Here is a 20,123-nt window from a genome sequence, read left to right as displayed (position 1 = left end):
CGCGTTAACGGGCCTTGTATCAAACGTTCAACACCCTTACGGACGTTTGCTGGAGTTATCCGGCGATTTCATATAACGGAAGAAATCGCTATCCGGACTGAGCACCATCACATCGTTACCGCTGTTGAAGCTATTTTCATAAGCACGCAGGCTACGAATAAAGGCATAGAAATCCGGATCTTTACTAAACGCATCAGCGAACAAGCGAGCAGCTTCTGCATCACCGCCACCGCGAGTAATACGCGCCTGACGCTCTGCTTCTGCTAACGTACGAGTGACTTCGTAGTCGGCAGTTGCACGCAGTTTCTCCGCTTCTTCCTGACCTTGTGAACGGTGACGACGAGCTACCGCTTCACGTTCTGCACGCATACGCTGGAAAATCGCATCGGAAACTTCCGCTGGCAGGTTGATTTGTTTAATACGCACGTCAACCACTTCAATACCTAGCGCGGCCATGCTATTTGGGTTTACCGCTGGCTGTTTGCCGCGGGTTTCCTCTTCAACACGCGCGGCGACAGAAGCAATAGCATTATCTGCTTCTGTCGTCGCGGCTTCATCACCGACGGTACCAGTATTCAACGCGTCACGTACATCCAAGGTCAAGCGACCACGGGAATCTGTAACGATATCGCGCACATCCAGGCGACCAATTTCAGAACGAAGACGGTCACTGAACTTACGTTTCAATAACACTTCGGCTTGTGAAACATCGCCACCGCCTGTTGCCAGGTAGTAACGGCTAAAATCGCTAATACGCCATTTCAGGTATGAGTCAACAATCAGGTCTTTTTTCTCTTTGGTTACAAAGCGGTCAGCCTGGCTATCCATGGTCTGAATACGTGCATCCAAGGTTTTCACTGTTTCAATGAAAGGAATCTTGAAATGCAGCCCTGGTGCGTACACCAACGGCTTGTTATCGCTATCGCGCAGTACTTTGCCGAAACGCAGAACAATCCCGCGCTGGCCTTCCTGTACCACAAATAACGAAGCATAGAGCGCAATCAGCACCACAGCCACGACGAATAAGATCGACTTACGCATTGATTATTCTCTCCCTACGCGAGTGGAAGTGTCACGCTGGGCATTTGCCCGACGCTGATCCATGACAGAGCCAGAATTTGAGCTAGATGCGCTCTTATCCGAGCTGCTTGCCGTAGAGGAAGACGGATTCAAACGAATCAGACTCGAGTCTTTATTGGCTTCGGCTTTATCCGTACCAGCCTGTCCACGCAGCATTTGATCCAATGGCAGTACCATCAGATTATTGCCCTTGTCGCTAGCCAATACTTTGCGGGTATGGCCCAGAACTTTTTCCATGGTTTCGATATACAGACGCTCGCGGGTAATTTCCGGTGCAGACTTGTACTCTGGCAGCAATTTAGCAAAACCAGCGACTTCACCCTGCGCTTCCAATACCTTACGTGCCGCATAAGCTCGAGAGTCTTCTAATAGACGCTGCGCTTGGCCGTTTGCACGTGGCTGAACTTCGTTCGCATAAGCTTCTGCTTCACGGATATACTGTTGTTCGTTTTCACGGGCAGCAATCGCATCATCAAAGGCGGCTTTCACTTCTTCCGGTGGACGCGCAGCCTGGAAGTTGACGTCCAGCAGCGTAATCCCCATGTTGTATGGACGGATAGTTTCTTCCAGCACACGTTGAGTATCGCTACGAACAATAGTACGGCCTTCGGTTAGGATCTTGTCCATGGTGTATTTACCGATAACACCACGTACTGCGCTGTCCGTTGCCTGGCGTAAACTATCATCAGGATCGGTTACGCTAAACAGATAAGCTGCCGGGTCAGTGACACGGTACTGAACGTTCATTTCGACGCGAACCACGTTCTCATCGGACGTCAGCATGACACCTGACGCAGCCAATTCACGCACAGATTCAACGTTCACCGGTATGACTTCATCAATAAAGGTCGGTTTCCAGTTCAAACCTGGCTGCACGATATGGCTTAACTTACCTAAACGTGTCACAACGCCACGCTCGGCTTCTTTAATGGTATAGAAACCACTTGCGGCCCAAATGACGACCACAGCCACGACGGCGATACCCACAATACGCCCGCTGAAACCAGGGTTCTGTGTCGCGCCATTGTTACCGTTGCCACTCCCGCTACCTTTGCCGAAACTACTCAGTTTCTTGCTCAGTTTACGGAAGATATCATCCAGATCCGGCGGCCCTTGATCACGGCCACCTTTATTATTATTTCCGCCAGAGTTGCCGCCATTATTATTGCTGCTCCCCCACGGGTCGCGGTCCTGTCCGTTATTACCGGGCTGATTCCACGCCATGTTTTAGCTCCATTCTTCTATGATTGGTTTTCTTCAAGCCAAGAGCGATCTTCTCAATAAAAAAGAAAATGGCTCTCAATCTCACAAGATCGATCAAATCCGACTCTTTCATTAACCACGCGGGTCAATTAAACGACGTAGTCGACCAGCTCCTGCTCTTGTTTACAGAGACGACGCCAGTCAACGATAGGCATTCTAACCACCATACCGATACTTCCGTCCTCTTCTATCCACTCTTTTTCAATTGCCTGAAGCTGATAAAAACGGCTACGTAGACGGCCAGCCTGCGGCGGTAAGCTCAATTCATAGTGTGCGATTTCACCAGAAAGGCGCTCCGTCAACGCTTGAAAGAGCAACGGGATACCTGCACCGGTTTTGGCCGATAGCCAAACCCTAATGGGCAGATTCTCTTCGTTGCGATCGATACGCGGTTCGAAATCGTCCAACATATCGATTTTATTCATTACTAACAGTGTAGGAATTTCGTCCGCTTCAATTTCTGCCAGCACAGTCTCCACCGCAGCCACATTCTCACTGACGCGAGGGTCGGCTGCATCAATGACGTGCAATAGCAGCGAAGCCTGCCGCGTTTCTTGTAATGTTGCTTTGAATGCGGCGACCAAATCGTGCGGCAAATGCCGGATAAAACCTACAGTATCCGCCAACACCGTATCACCAACATCTGCCACATTAATACGGCGTAGCGTCGGATCCAGCGTGGCAAATAATTTATCAGCCGCGTATACATCGGCAGATGTAATTCGGTTAAACAGACTCGACTTACCGGCGTTGGTGTATCCCACCAGCGAAACCGTTGGTATTTCAGCCCGATTACGCGCACGTCGGTTCTGTTCGCGCTGCTTGGCCACACGCTCAAGGCGATTGAGGATCAAACTGATGCGGTCACGTAACAAACGGCGGTCTGTTTCAAGTTGGGTTTCCCCCGGCCCTCTCAGGCCAATCCCACCCTTTTGACGCTCAAGGTGCGTCCAGCCACGTACCAGTCGTGTTGCAATATGACGCAATTGCGCCAACTCAACCTGCAACTTACCTTCGTGAGTCCGCGCCCGTTGGGCAAAGATATCTAAAATCAATCCAGTACGATCGATCACCCGGCATTCACACAAGCGCTCAAGATTCCTCTCCTGCGCGGCGGAAAGTGCGTGATCAAACAGGACAACAGATGCGCCACTGGCCTTAACGGCATCTGCAATTTCTTCGGCCTTTCCTTCACCGACAAAGTATTTGGGGTGAGGTGCTTTGCGACTGCCCGTCACAATTTGCAATGCCTCAACACCGGCAGAAGAGACTAGCGATTCAAATTCGCTGAGATTCTCTGTGTCTTTGTCTTGCGAGAAATAGATGTGAACCAGTACGGCCTGCTCACCGGCTTCATAACGGTCAAACAAGCGTGCTACCTCTCAAACGGGTAAAAACCGCGAGTGCGGAGAACATAAGGCCATGACTGCGACTTATGTTCTCCGTCATGGTTGACCAGCAATACGCCTTACTCAGCGTCATCGCTATCCTGCTGCGGCTGTTGCGGCGCAGACGGATTACTACCATGATAATTATTAGTGCCGCCACTCGGATTATTGCTGTGATGCGATACCGGGCGAGACGGAACAACAGTAGAGATAGCGTGCTTATACACCATCTGGCTAACTGTGTTTTTCAACAGAATGACAAACTGATCGAAAGACTCAACTTGGCCCTGCAGTTTAATGCCATTCACTAAATGAATAGAAACCGGAACCCGTTCACGACGCAATGCGTTCAGGAACGGATCTTGCAAAGATTGCCCCTTAGCCATTCTATATTTTCCTTATTTGCTTGTTGTTTTTAACTAAGAACCTATTGGCTCGAAAATAAACTGCGTAAAAAAAATCTGCGCGCTGAGTACTAATCAATTGTACACAATCATTCAACCTATGCACTAACAACCTGTATTACAGAGTCTAAAGCCTGTTCCGGCTTATCACTGTCAAGCCAATGAACAGAATCCCAACCTCGTAGCCAGGTTATTTGCCGCTTTGCCAGCTGACGCGTCGCACAAATTCCGCGGAAAACCATTTCGTCATAATCAATCTCACCAGACAAATAAGACCACATCTGGCGATAGCCAACACAACGAATGGCAGGCAAGTCCGTATGCAAATCTCCACGGTTAAAAAGCGCCCGAGCCTCAGTTTCAAACCCTGCATCCAGCATCTGACGAAAACGTAATTCAATACGCTGGTGCAATAACTCGCGGCTAGCAGGCGCAATCGCAAATTGGTGAACCTGATAAGCTAAGGTTTCACCCGAAATTTTAGTCAGTTCCGTTAAAGTTTTACCCGAAATAAAAAAAACTTCCAGTGCTCTCGAAAGTCTCTGGGGATCATTCGGGTGAATCCGGGCGGCGGAAACCGGATCAACTTCAGCCAACTGCTGGTGTAGCCTTTCCCAGCCGAGTTCTGCGGCCTGTTGTTCAATGCGCTGACGCACGGCCGGATCGGCCGAAGGCAATGGGGACAATCCGTCCAATAATGCTTTGAAATACAACATAGTACCACCGACCAATAGCGGAATACGCCCAGCAGCAGTGATCTCGTCCATCTCTTTAAGAGCATCTTTACGAAAATCAGCGGCCGAGTATGATTCAGCCGGATCGCGAATATCGATCAAACGGTGAGGAGCCAGCGCCAGCTCTTCTGCGCTGGGTTTAGCAGTACCGATATCCATACCACGATAGATCAGCGCGGAATCCACGCTAATTAGCTCTACCGGCAAACGTTGCCGCAACGCAATGGAAAGCGCTGTTTTGCCGGAAGCAGTCGGCCCCATAATGAAAATAGCAGGGGGCCGGTTCAAATTCTTAATTTCACTCATGGGTTAGGGCTGCCAATGCGACCTGTATATCAATAGGTTGTAAAAGACCAGCAGGGGGTGACTGCACCAACTGCGGACAAAGACGTTCGACATCCGTCAATAATTGTATCGCTTGGGATATATTCCAGACTTCATGCTCACTGCCAAGATGGCGAGCAATCCATGTGGCAAGTACCTCTGGCGACATCTCTTTGTGTTGCGACAGATAGCCTAACAGTTCCGGTATCAGTTTTTGTAAATTTTGTTGGCGTAATGGTAAAGATACCGCACGCAGCGTTGCCCGGCCCGATTCAATTGCCAACTCAATTCCCATCGCAATCAATAAATTCTGGTGATGCTTACAGGCTGCAGTTTCGGTTTTATCTAACGTCAGTTTAAGCGGAATCAATAGCGGCTGTGGGCGTAATCCCTCAGTTGGAGGATTCAGTTGCGCCTGCTTCAACCAACGCTCAGCCACTGACAGTGAAAGTAATGCCAAACCAGCGCCATATTCGAGAACCGCATAACAGGGTGGAAATACAGTCAAAACGCGGCCAAAACTGTGTAGCCCACTGCGCAACGGCTCATCGCCAAACATTTTCCTTGCCTGAACAAGCGGTGGCTCTGTGGCCGGTGCCGGTTTCAATAATTCTTGGTACAACTCGCCCTGCTGTTTTTGATAAGGCACCGATGGCGTATAGGCGGGAGCGGTACGCTCACGCGCTGGTGAATTAGCCGCTGTCGAAGGCGCGGTGTATTCACGTTGACACACGGCTTTCTCTGGCTGTGGCTGGGCATATTTATTCCCACCAGCCGCCACTCGGTTTTCCGGTTGCCAACGCGGCGCGTCAATCTCTCCGTGTTCAGAAACCATCAACGCCGGTTCTGCGCTCTGCTGTAAGACCGTGGTCACGGCCTGATAGATAAAATCGTGTACCAATCTGGCCTGATGGAAACGCACCTCATGCTTTGCTGGATGGACGTTAACATCTACCTGATGTGGATCGATATCCAGATATAGCACATAGGCTGGCTGCTGTTCGCCGGTCAGTAAATCCTGATAAGCCTGACGAATGGCATGGTTAATCAGCCGATCGCGCATCATACGGTGATTCACATAACAATATTGCATCTCGCTGGCAGTACTGGCAGCGCCAGGATCGGCAACCCAACCGCGAATACTTAAATCACCGTGTTGCCATGAAATCGCCAAAGCATGTTGCAGAAAAGTGGGGCCGCAGATACTGGCCAGTCGACGTTCATGCTGGGAAGGATCGGGCGCTGCCCGGTATTGGCGTACTAACTTGCCGTTATGGCTGAGGTTAATCGCTACATCAAAACGCGCCAGCGCGATACGTCGCACCACTTCATCAATGTGACCGAATTCGGTTTTTTCTGTGCGCATAAACTTGCGCCGCGCCGGTGTGTTATAAAATAAATCCAGTACTTCAAGAGTACTGCCAACAGGATGTGCGGCGGGTTTGATGGTAACCGCCATATCTCGCCCTTCAGCGTAAGCTTGCCAAGCTTCGCTCTGTTCGGCGGTGCGAGAGGTTAACATCAGCCGGGAAACCGAACTGATACTGGCTAGCGCTTCGCCGCGAAACCCCATGCTGAGAATGGCTTCCAAATCTTCTAACGAACTGATTTTACTGGTAGCGTGCCGCGCCAGCGCCAGTGATAAATCGCCTTTGGCAATGCCGCAACCATTATCACGGATACGAATTAATTTAGCGCCGCCCCGTTCAATATCAATATCAATCCGTGTTGCGCCAGCATCCAGACTGTTTTCCACCAATTCTTTGACTACCGATGCAGGCCGCTCAACCACTTCACCGGCGGCAATCTGGTTAGCAAGCTGTGGCGGTAATATCTGAATCGGCATGGTAATTCCTTTCCGTTACGACTGTGGAATAGTGAGCGTTTGACCGAGCTGCACCGAACCTGATTTAAGTTTATTGACGCGCTGGATTTCACTTTGGGATACGCCGTATTTCGCCGCAATAGCGGATAAGGTATCCCCACGCTTCACCTGATGCTTAATCGGTTTGACCGGACTGCTTTTCTTTAAAGCTACCGTTTTCTGCGGTGTCGGAACCGCAGTCACCGTGGTGCCTGCCGCTGGAATCCGTAAACGCTGGCCAACCCATACGACATCTTTTCTCAGCGTATTGTTCTGGCGCATCGCCGCCATACTGACTCCGTACTGGCTGGCAATACCGGATAGCGTTTCACCACGCTTCACCACGTGAATCTGAGACTTACTGCTGGCGGCGGTTTTCCCTCCACTGCTGGCGGTACTCATCACTGGACCAGGCTGATTTATGCCACTTTGTTGTTGCGCTGCTCTTTTAACCGCCGCTGTTGCGCCCAGCGGGCGGTTTTCGACCTTTGGGTCGGCTTGTAGCGGATGCGACAGGAAATAACTGCGCAAGCCTTTGTAAATCGCTTGAGCAATTTTATCCTGATACGCACTGCTGCCCAGCAGCCGCTCCTCCGTACCATTACTGATAAAGCCGGTTTCCACCAATAACGATGGAATATCCGGTGAACGTAACACCCCTAGGCTGGCGTGCTCCGGCCGACGCTTATGAATAGAACCGATGGTTTGCAACTCACGTAGCACTTTCACCGCCACGTCGTAACCCACTCGCTGGGAATGGCCAAACTGTAAATCCAATACCGCCTGGCTGAGATAAGGATCCGCGGAAGTATTAGCAAGCACATCGCCGGCTCCACCCAACAGCTCGGATTGCTTCTCGTGCTGTTCCAGCCAATTACCCATTTCACTGTTCGCACGACGGTTAGACAGCACCCACACCGAAGCACCGTTTGCGCTACGGTTAGGTGCCGCATCGGCGTGGATGGAAACCAGTACATTTGCTGCCTGCTTACGCGCCACATCCGAGCGTCCCATCACCGAAATAAAGTAATCACCATTGCGCGTCAGTACTGGCTTAAACATTGGATCATTATTTAACAATGACTCCAGCTTACGGGAAATGGCAATGGTGACATTCTTCTCTTTCAGACCATTTTGTCCGATCGCTCCGGGATCTTGGCCACCGTGACCGGCATCAATCGCCACAACGATTCGATCGCTAGTGCTTGAGTTAGCCGTTTTCACTGGGCGGTTTGACGAGGTGGTAATCGTCGGGCTGCTGGTGACCACCGTGGCTTTATTATTGAATGGATTGCTACCCGCCACTTTCGGTGCTTCCCGTACCGAGGTTGCCACCGTTTGAGTTTGCCGGGTTGTCGCACCAACAGCGCTCAGGGTAAACACCACATTATATTTACCGCCAACTTGCTGCGTGACGGCACGGGTTTTGGTTTTTTGCGTCAGTTCAAATACCAGCCGGGTGCTTTGTGGGTCTTTCGGCTGGCTGGAGCGAATTCTTTTCAGCAGATTCTGCCCGCTGAATTCCAGCGGTAAACCGGAAAGGTTGCCGCTCTGACGAATATCGACCACCACGCGATCCGGCCCAGTCAGCGGAAAGAAAGCGTAAATAGGCTTACCGTCAAAACTCAGGGTTATCTGACTTTCTCCGGAACCATTGGTCACTTTGATATCGGTTAACTTCATCGCCCACGCCGCCGGTGCGGTCAATACGCTAGAAACAACCAACAATGCAGTGGCTATAAAGCCTCTCCAGCTCAGCATCATCGACAGTTTATCCTTGCGCAGCGGCTAAACGGTGCAGAACATCCACACCGTGGTCGGACAAAGCCACCAGCCGGGCTTCTCGCCCTTGCGGCTGATAAGCCAAATGCAATTCGATATCAGGGTCAGGCAGGAAACCTACGCCTTGCTGTGGCCACTCCACCAAGCAAATGGCCTGTTGATCGAAATAGTCGCGAATGCCCATAAACTCAAGCTCTTCCGGATCAGCCAGTCGATAGAGATCAAAATGGTAAACTGGCCGAGGTGTGAGCGTATAAGGCTCAACCAACGTATAAGTTGGACTTTTCACATGCCCTTGATGACCGAGGGCTTGCAAGAAGCCACGGCTGAATGTGGTTTTTCCGGCACCTAAGTCACCGAATAGATAAATAACGCTGGCACCGTCGAAGGCTTGCGCCAAACGAGCACCCAATGCAACGGTCGCTGCCTCATCAGGCAAAGGTAAAACGAGTTCTTTCATTCTAATATCTATTTTGCTAACTCAGGATTAACGTAGTTCGGGATGACTGGCAGTAAATCTGTCGCCAATAGACCCCGGGTGCCTTGTTGTTCAGCCAGTTGGTCTGCCGCTGCGCCGTGAACGACACAGCCCGCGCAGGCTGCATCATACAGCACCAGCTTTTGCACTATCAAACCGCCAATGATGCCAGACAGAATATCGCCCATTCCTCCGGTGGCCATGCCTGCATTTCCAACATCGGCTATTGCCATTTCGCCCTGTTCACAAGCAATCAATGTACCGGCACCTTTGAGCACCACCACACCACCGTACTGCTCTACCAGCCTTCGAACTGAAAGTAAGCGGTCACTTTCAATTTCAGCAACGGAACAGTCGAGCAAACGTGCAGCCTCACCGGGATGAGGAGTCAACACCCGATTCTGACGCCTATAAGGATTTAATGCCAGTAAGTTGAGAGCATCTGCATCCCATAATGCAGGTTTATCACTCTCTTGCAGTACTTTCAGAGCATTCTGCCCCCAATCACCTTGCCCCAGTCCTGGGCCAATCACCCAACCGTCAGCCCAATCCATTGCCTCAGTCAATAAATTATCACTGAGTTCCTGTACCATTAGCTCTGGACGGGCAGCCAATAAAGGCGCTATGTGCTCAACGTGAGTAAGTACTCGCACAAGACCAGCACCACTGCGCAAAGCTGCTTCTGCGGCCATCCGTATTGCGCCGCCAAACCCTTTATCGCCCCCCACTAACAGTAGACGACCCTGCTCACCTTTGTGAGTGCAGGGGCGGCGAGGTTTGAGCCAGTCAGGCAGATTATCAGAGGTAATCCTTTCAATTTGTGACATTTGGTGATCAAACCACGCTGATAGCCCCAAGTCATGACAATGCAGTTGTCCTACCCAATCGCGCGCCTGACCCGTTAATAATCCCGGCTTGAGTGCCACAAAAGTCAACGTGTGTTCTGCCCGAATCACCGCTCCGGGCGCAGCACCGGTATCAGCTCCCAAGCCGGAAGGAATATCCAGCGCAATGGTGGGCGCGCGGTGGCGGTTAGCCATATCGATTACCGTGGCGTAATTCCCCTGCGGTGCGGCACGTAAACCGGTACCCAGCAGCCCATCAATAATTAAATCAATATCCTGCGGCCAGAGACTTTCCTGAGGAAGAATCATGCCTCCCGCAGACAACCACTGTTCACGAGCCTGACTGGCCTCGGCAGGCAGCGGGCGATTCCCCTCACAGGCAATCAGCGTCACCGTCAGGCCTGCATTCAACGCGCATTGAGCTACAATGTAGCCATCACCACCGTTATTGCCGTGGCCGCAAAGAATCAGCCAGTGCCGACTGGCGGGATACCACTGGCGAGCCAGTTCAAAGGCTGCGCTGCCCGCTCTGACCATCAGTTCAAACAGAGAGAGCGACAAGTGGGCTGCGGCTATACTTTCGTGCTGTCTGACCCAGTCCGCAGAAAAAACAGAGTGTGGTAAACTAAGGCCGTTTTTTTTATTACTATGGTCCGCCATGACACACCCCCTCGATCTGAATCAATTAGCCCAACATATCAAGCAATGGGGGCAATCGCTAGGTTTCCAGCAGGTTGGAATCTGCGATACCGATCTTTCTCAGGAAGAACCGCGTCTACAGGCGTGGTTGGATAAACAATATCATGGCGAAATGGCGTGGATGGCGCGTCATGGCATGCTGCGCGCACGACCCCATGAACTGTTGCCAGGAACGCTACGAGTTATCAGCGTGCGAATGAATTATCTGCCAGCCAAAGCCGCATTCGCCAGTACGCTCAGTAATCCGGATCTCGGCTATGTCAGCCGTTATGCCCTTGGGCGGGATTACCATAAGCTATTGCGTCAGCGCTTAAAGAAACTGGGTGATAAAATTCAGGGGTATTGCGCGGAAATATCAAGTGAAACCGGCGTCAACTTCCGCCCATTCGTCGATTCTGCACCCATTATGGAACGCTCACTCGCCGCCAAAGCAGGAATTGGCTGGGTTGGTAAACACTCACTCATTCTTAATCGCGATTCGGGTTCCTGGTTCTTTTTAGGTGAGTTATTGATCGACTTACCTCTGCCAGTAGACCCACCGCAGGAAGAACAGTGTGGCCGTTGTGTGGCCTGCATGACAACTTGTCCAACCGCGGCTATCGTTGCGCCTTATACCGTTGATGCCCGTCGCTGCATTTCATATCTTACGATCGAATTGGAAGGTGCCATTCCAGAAGAGTTTCGACCGCTGATGGGAAATCGTATCTACGGCTGCGATGATTGCCAGTTAATTTGTCCATGGAACCGATTCTCTCAGCTTACCGATGAAGAAGATTTCAGCCCGCGAGCCATCCTGCACACTCCCAAGCTGCTGGATTTGTTTGCCTGGAATGAAGAAAAATTTCTCCGTGTAACAGAAGGTTCCGCCATACGGCGTATTGGGCACCTGCGTTGGTTGCGCAATATTTCCGTGGCTTTAGGTAATGCCGCTTATCAGGATGAGATTGTATTGGCGCTGGAAAGCCGTAAAGGCATCGATCCGATGTTGGATGAGCATATTAGCTGGGCGGTGAGTCAGCAACTGGCACGACGTGCGGAACAAGGCGTGGAAGTGCAATCATCACAGAAGAAACGACTGGTTCGAGCTATTGAGAAAGGCTTGCCACGAGATGCATGACATTTTTTGACCACCACTTATCCACCCTTTTGGTTCCGCAAAAATTGAACTAACCAGTCTGTGCATAAAAATAAAAATGCGTTGCCAATCAAGCGGGAAAAAAAGCGCAAGTGATCACTACGACGTTTTCACATAAAAAAATATGCTTTTAAAACAAATGGTTAAAATTGATCAATAATAATTGATTTAATTAGCATCAGTACACAAAAAATACAGAATCTGTGGATAAGTCTGTTGAGGAAGTTAATACACACTGTGTACAGGCACTCAATAGCAGGCAAAGTGACTGTGGATAACTTTCTGGATATGGAGATAAAGATTGGAGCGGGAAACGAGACTCGAACTCGCGACCCCGACCTTGGCAAGGTCGTGCTCTACCAACTGAGCTATTCCCGCATTGAGATGCTGATGCACCCTGCTGTCATTCGACGGCATTGGTATTCATGGCTGAAGATTGGAGCGGGAAACGAGACTCGAACTCGCGACCCCGACCTTGGCAAGGTCGTGCTCTACCAACTGAGCTATTCCCGCATCACATATGTTAGTGAGTGCTCACCGACATTGTTAGCTTCTGCCACTACTTTTAAAAATTTGGAGCGGGAAACGAGACTCGAACTCGCGACCCCGACCTTGGCAAGGTCGTGCTCTACCAACTGAGCTATTCCCGCTCTACATACTGAATCCGAGCTCGCCAGTTAGCGAAATTCTTCATCGGTACGGGGTGCGCATTATACGAGAAATCCGTTTTGCTGCAAGCCCCTGGCCGCAAAAAATTCATTTTTTAATTCAAGTGCTGATTAAATCAGCAATGTGTGCTTTTTGCCAGCGACAAGAGACTAATAATACACCAACAATAACAATTTGCTTCCTGCACATAGCAAAATGTCGCGGTTAACCAACGCCGTCTACTGTGACTAATGCAGGAAGATGTCCATTAAGCAGGCTTATAACTGAATAAAATGCTCGCGATAATAGGCCAACTCCGCCACAGACTCACGGATGTCGTCCAACGCCTGATGGGTATTTTGCTTTTTAAAGCCCGGTAGTATCTCGGGTTTCCAACGACGCGCCAGCTCTTTCAAGGTACTGACATCCAGATAACGATAATGGAAATACGCTTCCAGCGCTGGCATATAACGGAACAAGAAACGACGATCCTGACCGACACTATTACCACAAATAGGTGATTTCCCTGCGGGTACCCACTGCTCAAGGAAGGCAATGGTCTGCATTTCCGCATCAGAATCGCTAAATGGGCTGGCTTTCACTCGCTCAACCAAGCCGCTACCGGTATGAGTACGCACATTCCATTCATCCATCAACGCCAACTGTTCATCGGATTGATGCACGGCCAGAACCGGCCCTTCCGCGAGAATATTAAGATTGGCATCCGTAACCAGCGTTGCAATCTCAATGATTCGATCCCGCTCAGGATCGAGACCGGTCATTTCCAGATCAATCCAGATCAGATTATTTTCATTTCCTGCCATGATATTTCCTGCCTATTCACTGGTGGGATCAACCGAACAAACGGTTAAATGATAGAATTATGTGTATCATAGCCCTTTTGGTCGCAACGAGCGATAAATGCAGATTCAAGTGAGGCGCAGTGAGCAAGAATAAACTGTCCAAAGGTCAACAACGCCGCGTGCAGGCTAACCATCAGCGCCGACTACGCACTGATAGAAAACCTGAGTTAGATGACTCTCAGCTTGGCGATGCGCAAGAAGGGATCGTAATCAGCCGTTTCGGTCAGCACGCCGATGTCGAAGCAACAGATGGTACTCAGCATCGTTGTAATATCCGTCGTACCATCACCTCGTTGGTGACCGGCGATCGCGTGGTATGGCGACCGGGTATCCAGCAGGAAGGGGTTCGCGTTAAAGGTATCGTCGAAGCGGTACATGAACGGACTTCCGTTCTGACTCGTCCCGATATTTATGATGGTGTTAAACCTATCGCCGCCAATATCGATCAGATTGTGATCGTTTCGGCCATTCTGCCAGAACTGTCACTGAATATTATCGATCGTTACCTGGTGGCCTGCGAAACGTTAGATGTAGAGCCGTTAATCGTATTGAATAAAGTTGATTTACTGGATGCCGATGGTCGTAAATTCGTTGATGGCATCATGGAAACCTACCGTCGTATCAATTACAAGGTACTGGAAGTCTCTAGTCAGACACGTGAAGGAATGGAAGCTTTTGAGCAGGCGCTGGCTGGTCGTATCAGTATTTTTGCCGGACAATCTGGTGTGGGTAAATCGAGCCTATTGAACGCCCTATTACCACCAACCGATACACAAATCTTGGTCAATACTGTTTCCGATAACTCCGGTTTAGGACAACACACCACAACCGCTGCTCGCCTGTATCACTTCCAGCAGGGCGGTGATGTGATCGACTCCCCTGGTGTGCGTGAGTTTGGTTTATGGCATCTGGCTCCAGAACAAATTACTCAAGGATTTGTCGAATTCCGTAACTATATCGGTCATTGCAAATTCCGTGATTGTAGCCATACCACCGATCCTGGCTGTGCGCTGCGTGAAGCCGTGGAACGCGGTGATATTGCCGAAGAGCGTTTCGATAACTACCACCGAATTCTAGAAAGTATGGAACAAGTGAAACCGCGTAAGCCTATTTCGGATTCGAATGACTGACATGGTGGGCGTGGATGATGACAATGCGCCCCTTTTATCCAATAGCTAATGACTAATCCAAGAGGTTCTCGTGCTGGATAGCATCAAAATCAGATTGCAGTATTTACTTCCTAAACAAGGACTGACCCGCCTTGCAGGCTGGGGTGCCAACAAAAAAGCCGGCTGGCTGACTCAGTGGGTGATCAAAGCCTTTGCCCGTGTTTATAATGTGGATATGAAGGAAGCGCAGAATCCCGAGTTCAGCGCTTATGATTCATTCAATGCGTTTTTTGTCCGTCCATTGCGAGCGGATGCCCGCCCGATTGTGGCTGGAGATCATTTGCTGGCTCAGCCAGCAGATGGCGTAGTCAGCCAGCTTGGCGCAATCCGCGACGATCAGATTCTGCAAGCGAAAGGCCATGATTACAGCCTGGAAGCCCTGTTGGCCGGTAACTACCATCTGGCGGCCGAATTCAGAAATGGCAGCTTTATAACCACTTATTTAGCGCCGCGCGATTACCACCGGGTACATATGCCGTGCGATGGTGTATTGCGTGAAATGATTTATGTGCCGGGTGATCTGTTCTCGGTCAATCCGCTGACCGCAGCCAACGTGCCTAACCTGTTCGCACGTAACGAACGCGTGATTTGTCTCTTTGATACGGCATTGGGTCCAGTGGCACAGATTTTAGTTGGCGCAACCATTGTCGGTAGCATTGAAACCGTCTGGGCCGGTACCACTAACCCAACCCGTGAAGGGATTATTCGTCGCTGGACCTACCCACAAGCCGGTGAAGAGGGCGCTATCTCATTGCAAAAAGGTCAGGAGATGGGCCGCTTTAAATTGGGTTCTACCGTGATTAATCTGTTTGCTGCCGACAAAGTATATCTGGCACCTCAGCTTAATAGCGGCTCTGTTACCCGTATGGGGGAATTGCTAGCCGAAGCCGTTCCAGCCAACCCATTATGCTAACCTAACGCTGTACGGCGTAACCCGATTTAAGGAACCACAACGTGCGCCTGATAACCACACTCCTGTTTGGCCTATTGCTCTCTATGCCGCTTTATGCGGCAACCCAGCCTAATGAAACCCAGATCAGGCAAGACCTGAAGCAAGCGGAGGCGAATAAAGGGGTGGCCAATCAGACGGAGATTGTTCAGGCGCTACAAAGTGCGCTCAACTGGCTGAATGATGCGAAAGAGTCCGAAGGGCGGGCGCAGCAGTATCAAGCCGTCATTGATGATTTTCCTAAATTAACCCGAGAATTACGCAAAGAGCTGGCACCGGAGAGCGATAAACCGCTCCAGGTGCCAACCAATTTGTCGACGAATGAACTGGAACAGCAGATTCTGCAAACCAGCAGCCAACTGCTGGAACTGGCGCGCCAACTGCAACAAGAACAGGATCGTTCACGGGAGATCAGCGACTCCCTCAGTCAACTGCCGCAACAACAGTCAGAGGCGCGTCGCTTGCTCGGTGAAGTGACATTGCGGCTACAATCGCAAAGTCATCCTTCCACACCGTTAGCCCAAGCACAACTGGCACAATTACAAGCCGAAGCCACCGCTCGCAAGGCCAGAGTCAACGAGTTAGAACTTTCTCAGCTCTCGGCCAATAATCGCCAAGAATTATCCCGCATGCGCTCTGAAATCTTTAAAAAGAGCCATGAACGGGTCGACGCTTTATTGCAAGCACTGCGTAATAATCTGAACAATCAGCGTCAGCAAGAAGCTGAGCAGGCGCTGGAACGTACCGAACTGTTGGCAGAGCAAGGTGGCGATTTACCGGTCGCTATCAGCCAACAGCTGGAAATTAACCGCACATTATCCCGTGAGCTGAATCAGCAGGCTCAGCGGATGGATCTGATTTCCTCCCAACAGCGCCAAGCGGCGGCGGATACTCTGCGAGTTCGTCAGGCTCTCAGCACTATTCGCGAGCAAGCTCAATGGCTTGGTGTATCTACTGCACTCGGAGAAACCCTGCGGGCACAGGTTGCCCGATTACCGGAAATACCAAAATCCCAACAGTTGGATCGGGATATGGCCCAGCTACGCGTCCAGCGCCTGTATTACGAAGACATGCTGGAAAAACAGCAGAAAACAACTAAAGTAACACAGGATAACGGCACGCCGCTCACCGCCCAGCAACAGCGAATTATGGACGCCCAGATGCGTACCCAGCGTGAACTGTTGAATTCCCTGCTTTCCGGTTATGACACGCAAATTCTTGAACTCACCAAACTAAAAGTAGCCAATAGCCAACTGGTTGATGTCCTAAGCGAAATTCGCGAAGCAACCCACCGTTACCTGTTCTGGGTCGCCGATGTCAACCCTATTTCATTATCATACCCAATCAATGTCGCTCGTGACCTGACCCGCCTGCTCTCTCTGGATACCCTATCCCAGTTAGGTCGCGCATTTGCCATGATGATGACCAGCAAAGAAACCTTGATTCTCATTATCAGCGCATTGCTATTTGTTGGTTTCAGTCTTAGCTCACGCCGCCATTATCACGCTTTCATGGAGCGAGCCAACAGCCGGATCGGCAAAGTCACACAAGACCAATTTTCGCTGACATTACGCACCGTTTTCTGGTCTATTCTGGTTGCGCTGCCGCTACCGGTACTTTGGGCGGCATTAGGCTACGGCCTGCAAAATGCCTGGTCCTACCCAATGGCGGTCGCTATTGGGAACGGCGTCACTGCGACAGTTCCAGTGCTATGGATATTTATGATCAGCGCCTCCTTTGCCCACCCTCATGGCTTGTTTATTGCCCATTTCCGTTGGTCGCCAGCTCAGGTTGCCAGAGCCATGCGCTTTTATCGCATGTCGGTGTGGCTGATTATTCCATTGATGATGGCCTTGATTACTTTCGAGAATTACAACGATCGCGAGTTTGCCGGTAGCTTAGGCCGCCTGTGCTTTATACTGCTATGTATCGCGTTAAGTTTGGTGACCAATAGCCTGAAACGTGCTGGGATTCCGCTGTACCTGGATAAAAAAGGCTCCGGTGAGAATAAGGTGAACCAGGCCTTGTGGAGCTTGCTGATCTCCGCGCCACTGATTGCCGCACTGGCTTCGCTGCTGGGCTATCTGGCCACGTCACAGGCGCTGCTGGCACGTTTGGAAACCTCAGTCGCTATTTGGTTCTTCTTGCTGGTGATTTACCACATTATCCGCCGTTGGATGCTGATCCAGCGCCGTCGTATTGCCTTTGATCGCGCCAAGCAACGGCGAGCTGATATTCTGGCGCAACGTGCCAAAGGAGAAGATGACACGCCGCACAGTAACAGTACCGAAGGGTCGATTGACGTAGAAGAGCCGGTGATCGATCTGGATGTCATCAGCGCCCAGTCCTTGCGACTGGTACGTTCAATGCTCACCATGATCGCGTTGGTTTCAGTGATTTTCCTGTGGTCGGAAATTCATTCTGCCTTTGGTTTCCTGGAAAATATTCGTTTATGGGATGTTTCCTCAACGACCAACGGGGTGGAATCGATCCAGCCGATCACCATGGGATCATTGCTGATCGCCATTTTGGTGATCATCGTTACCGCCCAGTTAGTACGCAACTTACCGGCGTTACTTGAGCTGGCGTTACTCCAGCACCTGGATCTCACACCCGGTACTGGCTATGCCATTTCTACCATCACCAAATATCTGGTGATTCTATTTGGCGGCCTGCTCGGTTTTTCTATGCTGGGGATTGAATGGGCGAAGTTCCAGTGGTTAGTTGCTGCTCTGGGTTTAGGATTAGGTTTTGGTTTACAAGAGATTTTTGCCAACTTCGTCTCTGGCCTGATTATTCTGTTCGAGAAACCAATCCGGATCGGCGATACCGTGACCATCCGCGACCTCACTGGCAGTGTGACCAAAATCAATACACGCGCTACTACCATTTCCGATTGGGATCGCAAGGAAATTATCGTACCGAACAAAGCCTTTATCACTGAGCAGTTTATCAACTGGTCACTATCTGACTCGATTACTCGTGTGGTATTGACGGTACCTGCACCAGCGGAAACCAACAGTGAAGAGGTCACCGAAATACTGCTGACGGCATCCAAACGCTGTGCGTTGGTACTCGATAACCCCGCGCCAGAAGTCTATCTGGTCGATCTACAACAAGGGATTCAGATCTTCGAACTGCGAATTTACGCCGCTGAAATGAGCCACCGGATGCCACTGCGCCACGAAATTCATCAACTGATTCTGGCTGGCTTCCGCGAGCACGACATTGTGCTGCCATTCCCGCCGTTCCAGGTTCGGATGGAAACCTTGGGCCGCACGGGTCGCAGCTCCAGTTCGACTCCGTCACGCAATAACACTCGCTCGCCAGGTAGCCTGTAATGCTTTAGTCCGAATTTTTGGACAAAGAGCCTGATTCCCTAAAGAATCAGGCTCTTCAGACTGCTGACAAATCTCGATACTGCGAACACCTTGTCATTAACCTCAACCGCCTTGATTCCATAAAGAATCAGGCGCGATCGACTGGGAAAGCGATAACTTCGCTCAGTCTTTCAGCCCCCAGCGCCAGCATGACCAGGCGGTCCACGCCCAAAGCCACGCCAGAACAATCCGGCATACCGTGCTGCAATGCGTCAATCAAATGCATATCAATCGGATTTTGCGGTAACCCCAAAACGGAGCGACGACGATTATCCTGCTCGAAGCGTTTCAACTGTTCATTGGCATCGGTTAACTCGTGGAAACCATTCGCCAGCTCCATGCCCTTGAAATACACTTCAAAGCGCTCGGCCACCCGATGATCTTCGGTACTGATTTCAGCCAGTGCCGCCTGTGACGCCGGGAAATGATACACAAATGCCGGTTTATCACGGCCAATATGCGGCTCAACACCAACGGTGAACAACAGTTGCAGCAAAGTATCGCGATCGTCTTCAGTATCAGCGATATTGCTCAAATCCAGCTTGGCCGCAGCCTCACACAGTTGAGCTTTATCCGCCGACAGCGGATCGACATCCAAATGACGCAGGAAAGCCTGCTGATAGGACAACGTTTCTGCACTGCTGCAATCCAAAACCTGTTGCAATAGATCATCAACCTCGTTCATTAAGCGGTACATATCGTAATGTGGACGATACCACTCCAGCATGGTGAACTCGGGATTATGGTGGCGACCGGCCTCTTCATTCCGGAAGCTGCGGCCCATCTGGTAGATAGAGCCACTGCCTGCTGCTAACAAGCGCTTCATGTGATATTCCGGACTGGTCATCATGTACAGCGTCATGCCATCGGCAGCACCCGGTCCGACAAACCGGGTTTCAAAAGGAGACAGGTGGATATCTGTCACTGTCGCTTGGCTCATGGCTGGCGTTTCTATTTCCAATACGCCACGATCGGCAAAGAACCGTCGTATTTCTGCCATTATTGCTGCGCGCTTCAACAAATTGGCGATAGGTGCACTTGGCTGCCAGCTTGCCGTTTCGCTCATGGTGGTTAACTCCGAAATCAAACAGGGGATGCAGTCTACTCGCATCCTATCA

At 50.7% G+C, this 20,123-nt stretch carries 15 protein-coding genes and 3 tRNA genes; 4 read left to right on the top strand and 14 right to left on the bottom strand.

All coding sequences use genetic code 11. The annotated features are described in order from the left end of the window. Nucleotides 1-36: 36 nt before the first annotated feature. The 9 genes from hflC to nnr all read right to left on the bottom strand — a co-directional run bounded on the left by hflC (nt 37) and on the right by nnr (nt 10,822). A complete protein-coding gene (gene hflC / locus DJ39_RS04810) occupies nt 37-1,041 on the bottom strand; it encodes a protease modulator HflC (protein ID WP_004721921.1) in 1,005 nt (334 codons plus the stop codon). Between the two features lie 3 nt (nt 1,042-1,044). Next, nucleotides 1,045-2,304, bottom strand: a complete 1,260-nt coding sequence (gene hflK, locus DJ39_RS04805; protein WP_004721920.1) for an FtsH protease activity modulator HflK — start codon at nt 2,302-2,304, stop codon at nt 1,045-1,047. Between the two features lie 128 nt (nt 2,305-2,432). Then, nucleotides 2,433-3,713, bottom strand: a complete 1,281-nt coding sequence (hflX, locus tag DJ39_RS04800; RefSeq protein WP_004721918.1) for a ribosome rescue GTPase HflX — start codon at nt 3,711-3,713, stop codon at nt 2,433-2,435. A 98-nt stretch (nt 3,714-3,811) separates the two neighbouring features. After that, nucleotides 3,812-4,117, bottom strand: a complete 306-nt coding sequence (gene hfq, locus DJ39_RS04795; RefSeq protein WP_004721916.1) for an RNA chaperone Hfq — start codon at nt 4,115-4,117, stop codon at nt 3,812-3,814. A 116-nt stretch (nt 4,118-4,233) separates the two neighbouring features. Then, nucleotides 4,234-5,175: a tRNA (adenosine(37)-N6)-dimethylallyltransferase MiaA gene (gene miaA / locus DJ39_RS04790; protein WP_038241864.1), complete on the bottom strand. Its 942-nt coding sequence runs from the start codon at nt 5,173-5,175 to the stop codon at nt 4,234-4,236. Next, the gene (gene mutL / locus DJ39_RS04785; protein WP_004721911.1) at nt 5,168-7,039 is read right to left on the bottom strand and encodes a DNA mismatch repair endonuclease MutL; all 1,872 of its coding nucleotides are present in this window, start codon (nt 7,037-7,039) and stop codon (nt 5,168-5,170) included. The genes miaA and mutL overlap by 8 nt, the downstream gene beginning before the upstream one ends. Nucleotides 7,040-7,054: 15 nt before the next feature. Further along, a complete protein-coding gene (amiB, locus tag DJ39_RS04780; RefSeq protein WP_004721910.1) occupies nt 7,055-8,821 on the bottom strand; it encodes an N-acetylmuramoyl-L-alanine amidase AmiB in 1,767 nt (588 codons plus the stop codon). A 7-nt stretch (nt 8,822-8,828) separates the two neighbouring features. After that, entirely contained in the window at nt 8,829-9,299 is a 471-nt protein-coding gene (tsaE, locus tag DJ39_RS04775; protein ID WP_004721907.1) for a tRNA (adenosine(37)-N6)-threonylcarbamoyltransferase complex ATPase subunit type 1 TsaE, read from the bottom strand. Nucleotides 9,300-9,307: 8 nt separating this feature from the next. Beyond that, the gene (gene nnr, locus DJ39_RS04770) at nt 9,308-10,822 is read right to left on the bottom strand and encodes a bifunctional ADP-dependent NAD(P)H-hydrate dehydratase/NAD(P)H-hydrate epimerase (protein WP_038251195.1); all 1,515 of its coding nucleotides are present in this window, start codon (nt 10,820-10,822) and stop codon (nt 9,308-9,310) included. Between nnr and queG the strand changes: the two genes are divergently transcribed. After that, nucleotides 10,821-11,978 (top strand): tRNA epoxyqueuosine(34) reductase QueG, encoded by a 1,158-nt coding sequence (gene queG, locus DJ39_RS04765; RefSeq protein WP_004721903.1) that lies wholly within the window; start codon nt 10,821-10,823, stop codon nt 11,976-11,978. The two genes, nnr and queG, sit on opposite strands and share 2 nt — an antisense overlap. Nucleotides 11,979-12,298: 320 nt before the next feature. On the opposite strand, the gene DJ39_RS04760 is transcribed toward queG, so the two are convergent. The 4 genes from DJ39_RS04760 to orn form a co-directional block, all read right to left on the bottom strand. Beyond that, nucleotides 12,299-12,374 (bottom strand) — tRNA-Gly (locus DJ39_RS04760). A gap of 59 nt (nt 12,375-12,433) precedes the next feature. Then, a tRNA-Gly gene (locus tag DJ39_RS04755) sits at nt 12,434-12,509 on the bottom strand. Nucleotides 12,510-12,570: 61 nt separating this feature from the next. After that, nucleotides 12,571-12,646, bottom strand: a tRNA-Gly gene (locus tag DJ39_RS04750). Between the two features lie 276 nt (nt 12,647-12,922). Further along, on the bottom strand, nt 12,923-13,468 hold the full coding sequence (gene orn, locus DJ39_RS04745; protein WP_004722476.1) for an oligoribonuclease: 546 nt from the start codon (nt 13,466-13,468) through the stop codon (nt 12,923-12,925). A gap of 119 nt (nt 13,469-13,587) precedes the next feature. On the opposite strand from orn, the gene rsgA reads away from it, so the two are divergent. The 3 genes from rsgA (at nt 13,588) to mscM (ending at nt 18,966) form a co-directional block, all read left to right on the top strand. Then, the gene (rsgA, locus tag DJ39_RS04740; protein ID WP_004722474.1) at nt 13,588-14,637 is read left to right on the top strand and encodes a small ribosomal subunit biogenesis GTPase RsgA; all 1,050 of its coding nucleotides are present in this window, start codon (nt 13,588-13,590) and stop codon (nt 14,635-14,637) included. A 70-nt stretch (nt 14,638-14,707) separates the two neighbouring features. After that, nucleotides 14,708-15,589, top strand: a complete 882-nt coding sequence (gene asd, locus DJ39_RS04735; RefSeq protein ID WP_004722472.1) for an archaetidylserine decarboxylase — start codon at nt 14,708-14,710, stop codon at nt 15,587-15,589. Nucleotides 15,590-15,630: 41 nt separating this feature from the next. Then, nucleotides 15,631-18,966, top strand: a complete 3,336-nt coding sequence (gene mscM, locus DJ39_RS04730; protein ID WP_004722470.1) for a miniconductance mechanosensitive channel MscM — start codon at nt 15,631-15,633, stop codon at nt 18,964-18,966. Between the two features lie 127 nt (nt 18,967-19,093). Here the strand turns inward: mscM and epmA are convergent, their stop codons facing one another. Beyond that, nucleotides 19,094-20,071, bottom strand: a complete 978-nt coding sequence (gene epmA, locus DJ39_RS04725; RefSeq protein WP_004722469.1) for an elongation factor P--(R)-beta-lysine ligase — start codon at nt 20,069-20,071, stop codon at nt 19,094-19,096. Nucleotides 20,072-20,123 lie beyond the last annotated feature (52 nt).

This window comes from Yersinia ruckeri ATCC 29473 (assembly GCF_000754815.1).
GTDB lineage: Bacteria > Pseudomonadota > Gammaproteobacteria > Enterobacterales > Enterobacteriaceae > Yersinia > Yersinia ruckeri.
Note: the sequence above shows the minus strand (reverse complement) of the source record. Positions and strands in the feature narration are given on the sequence as shown.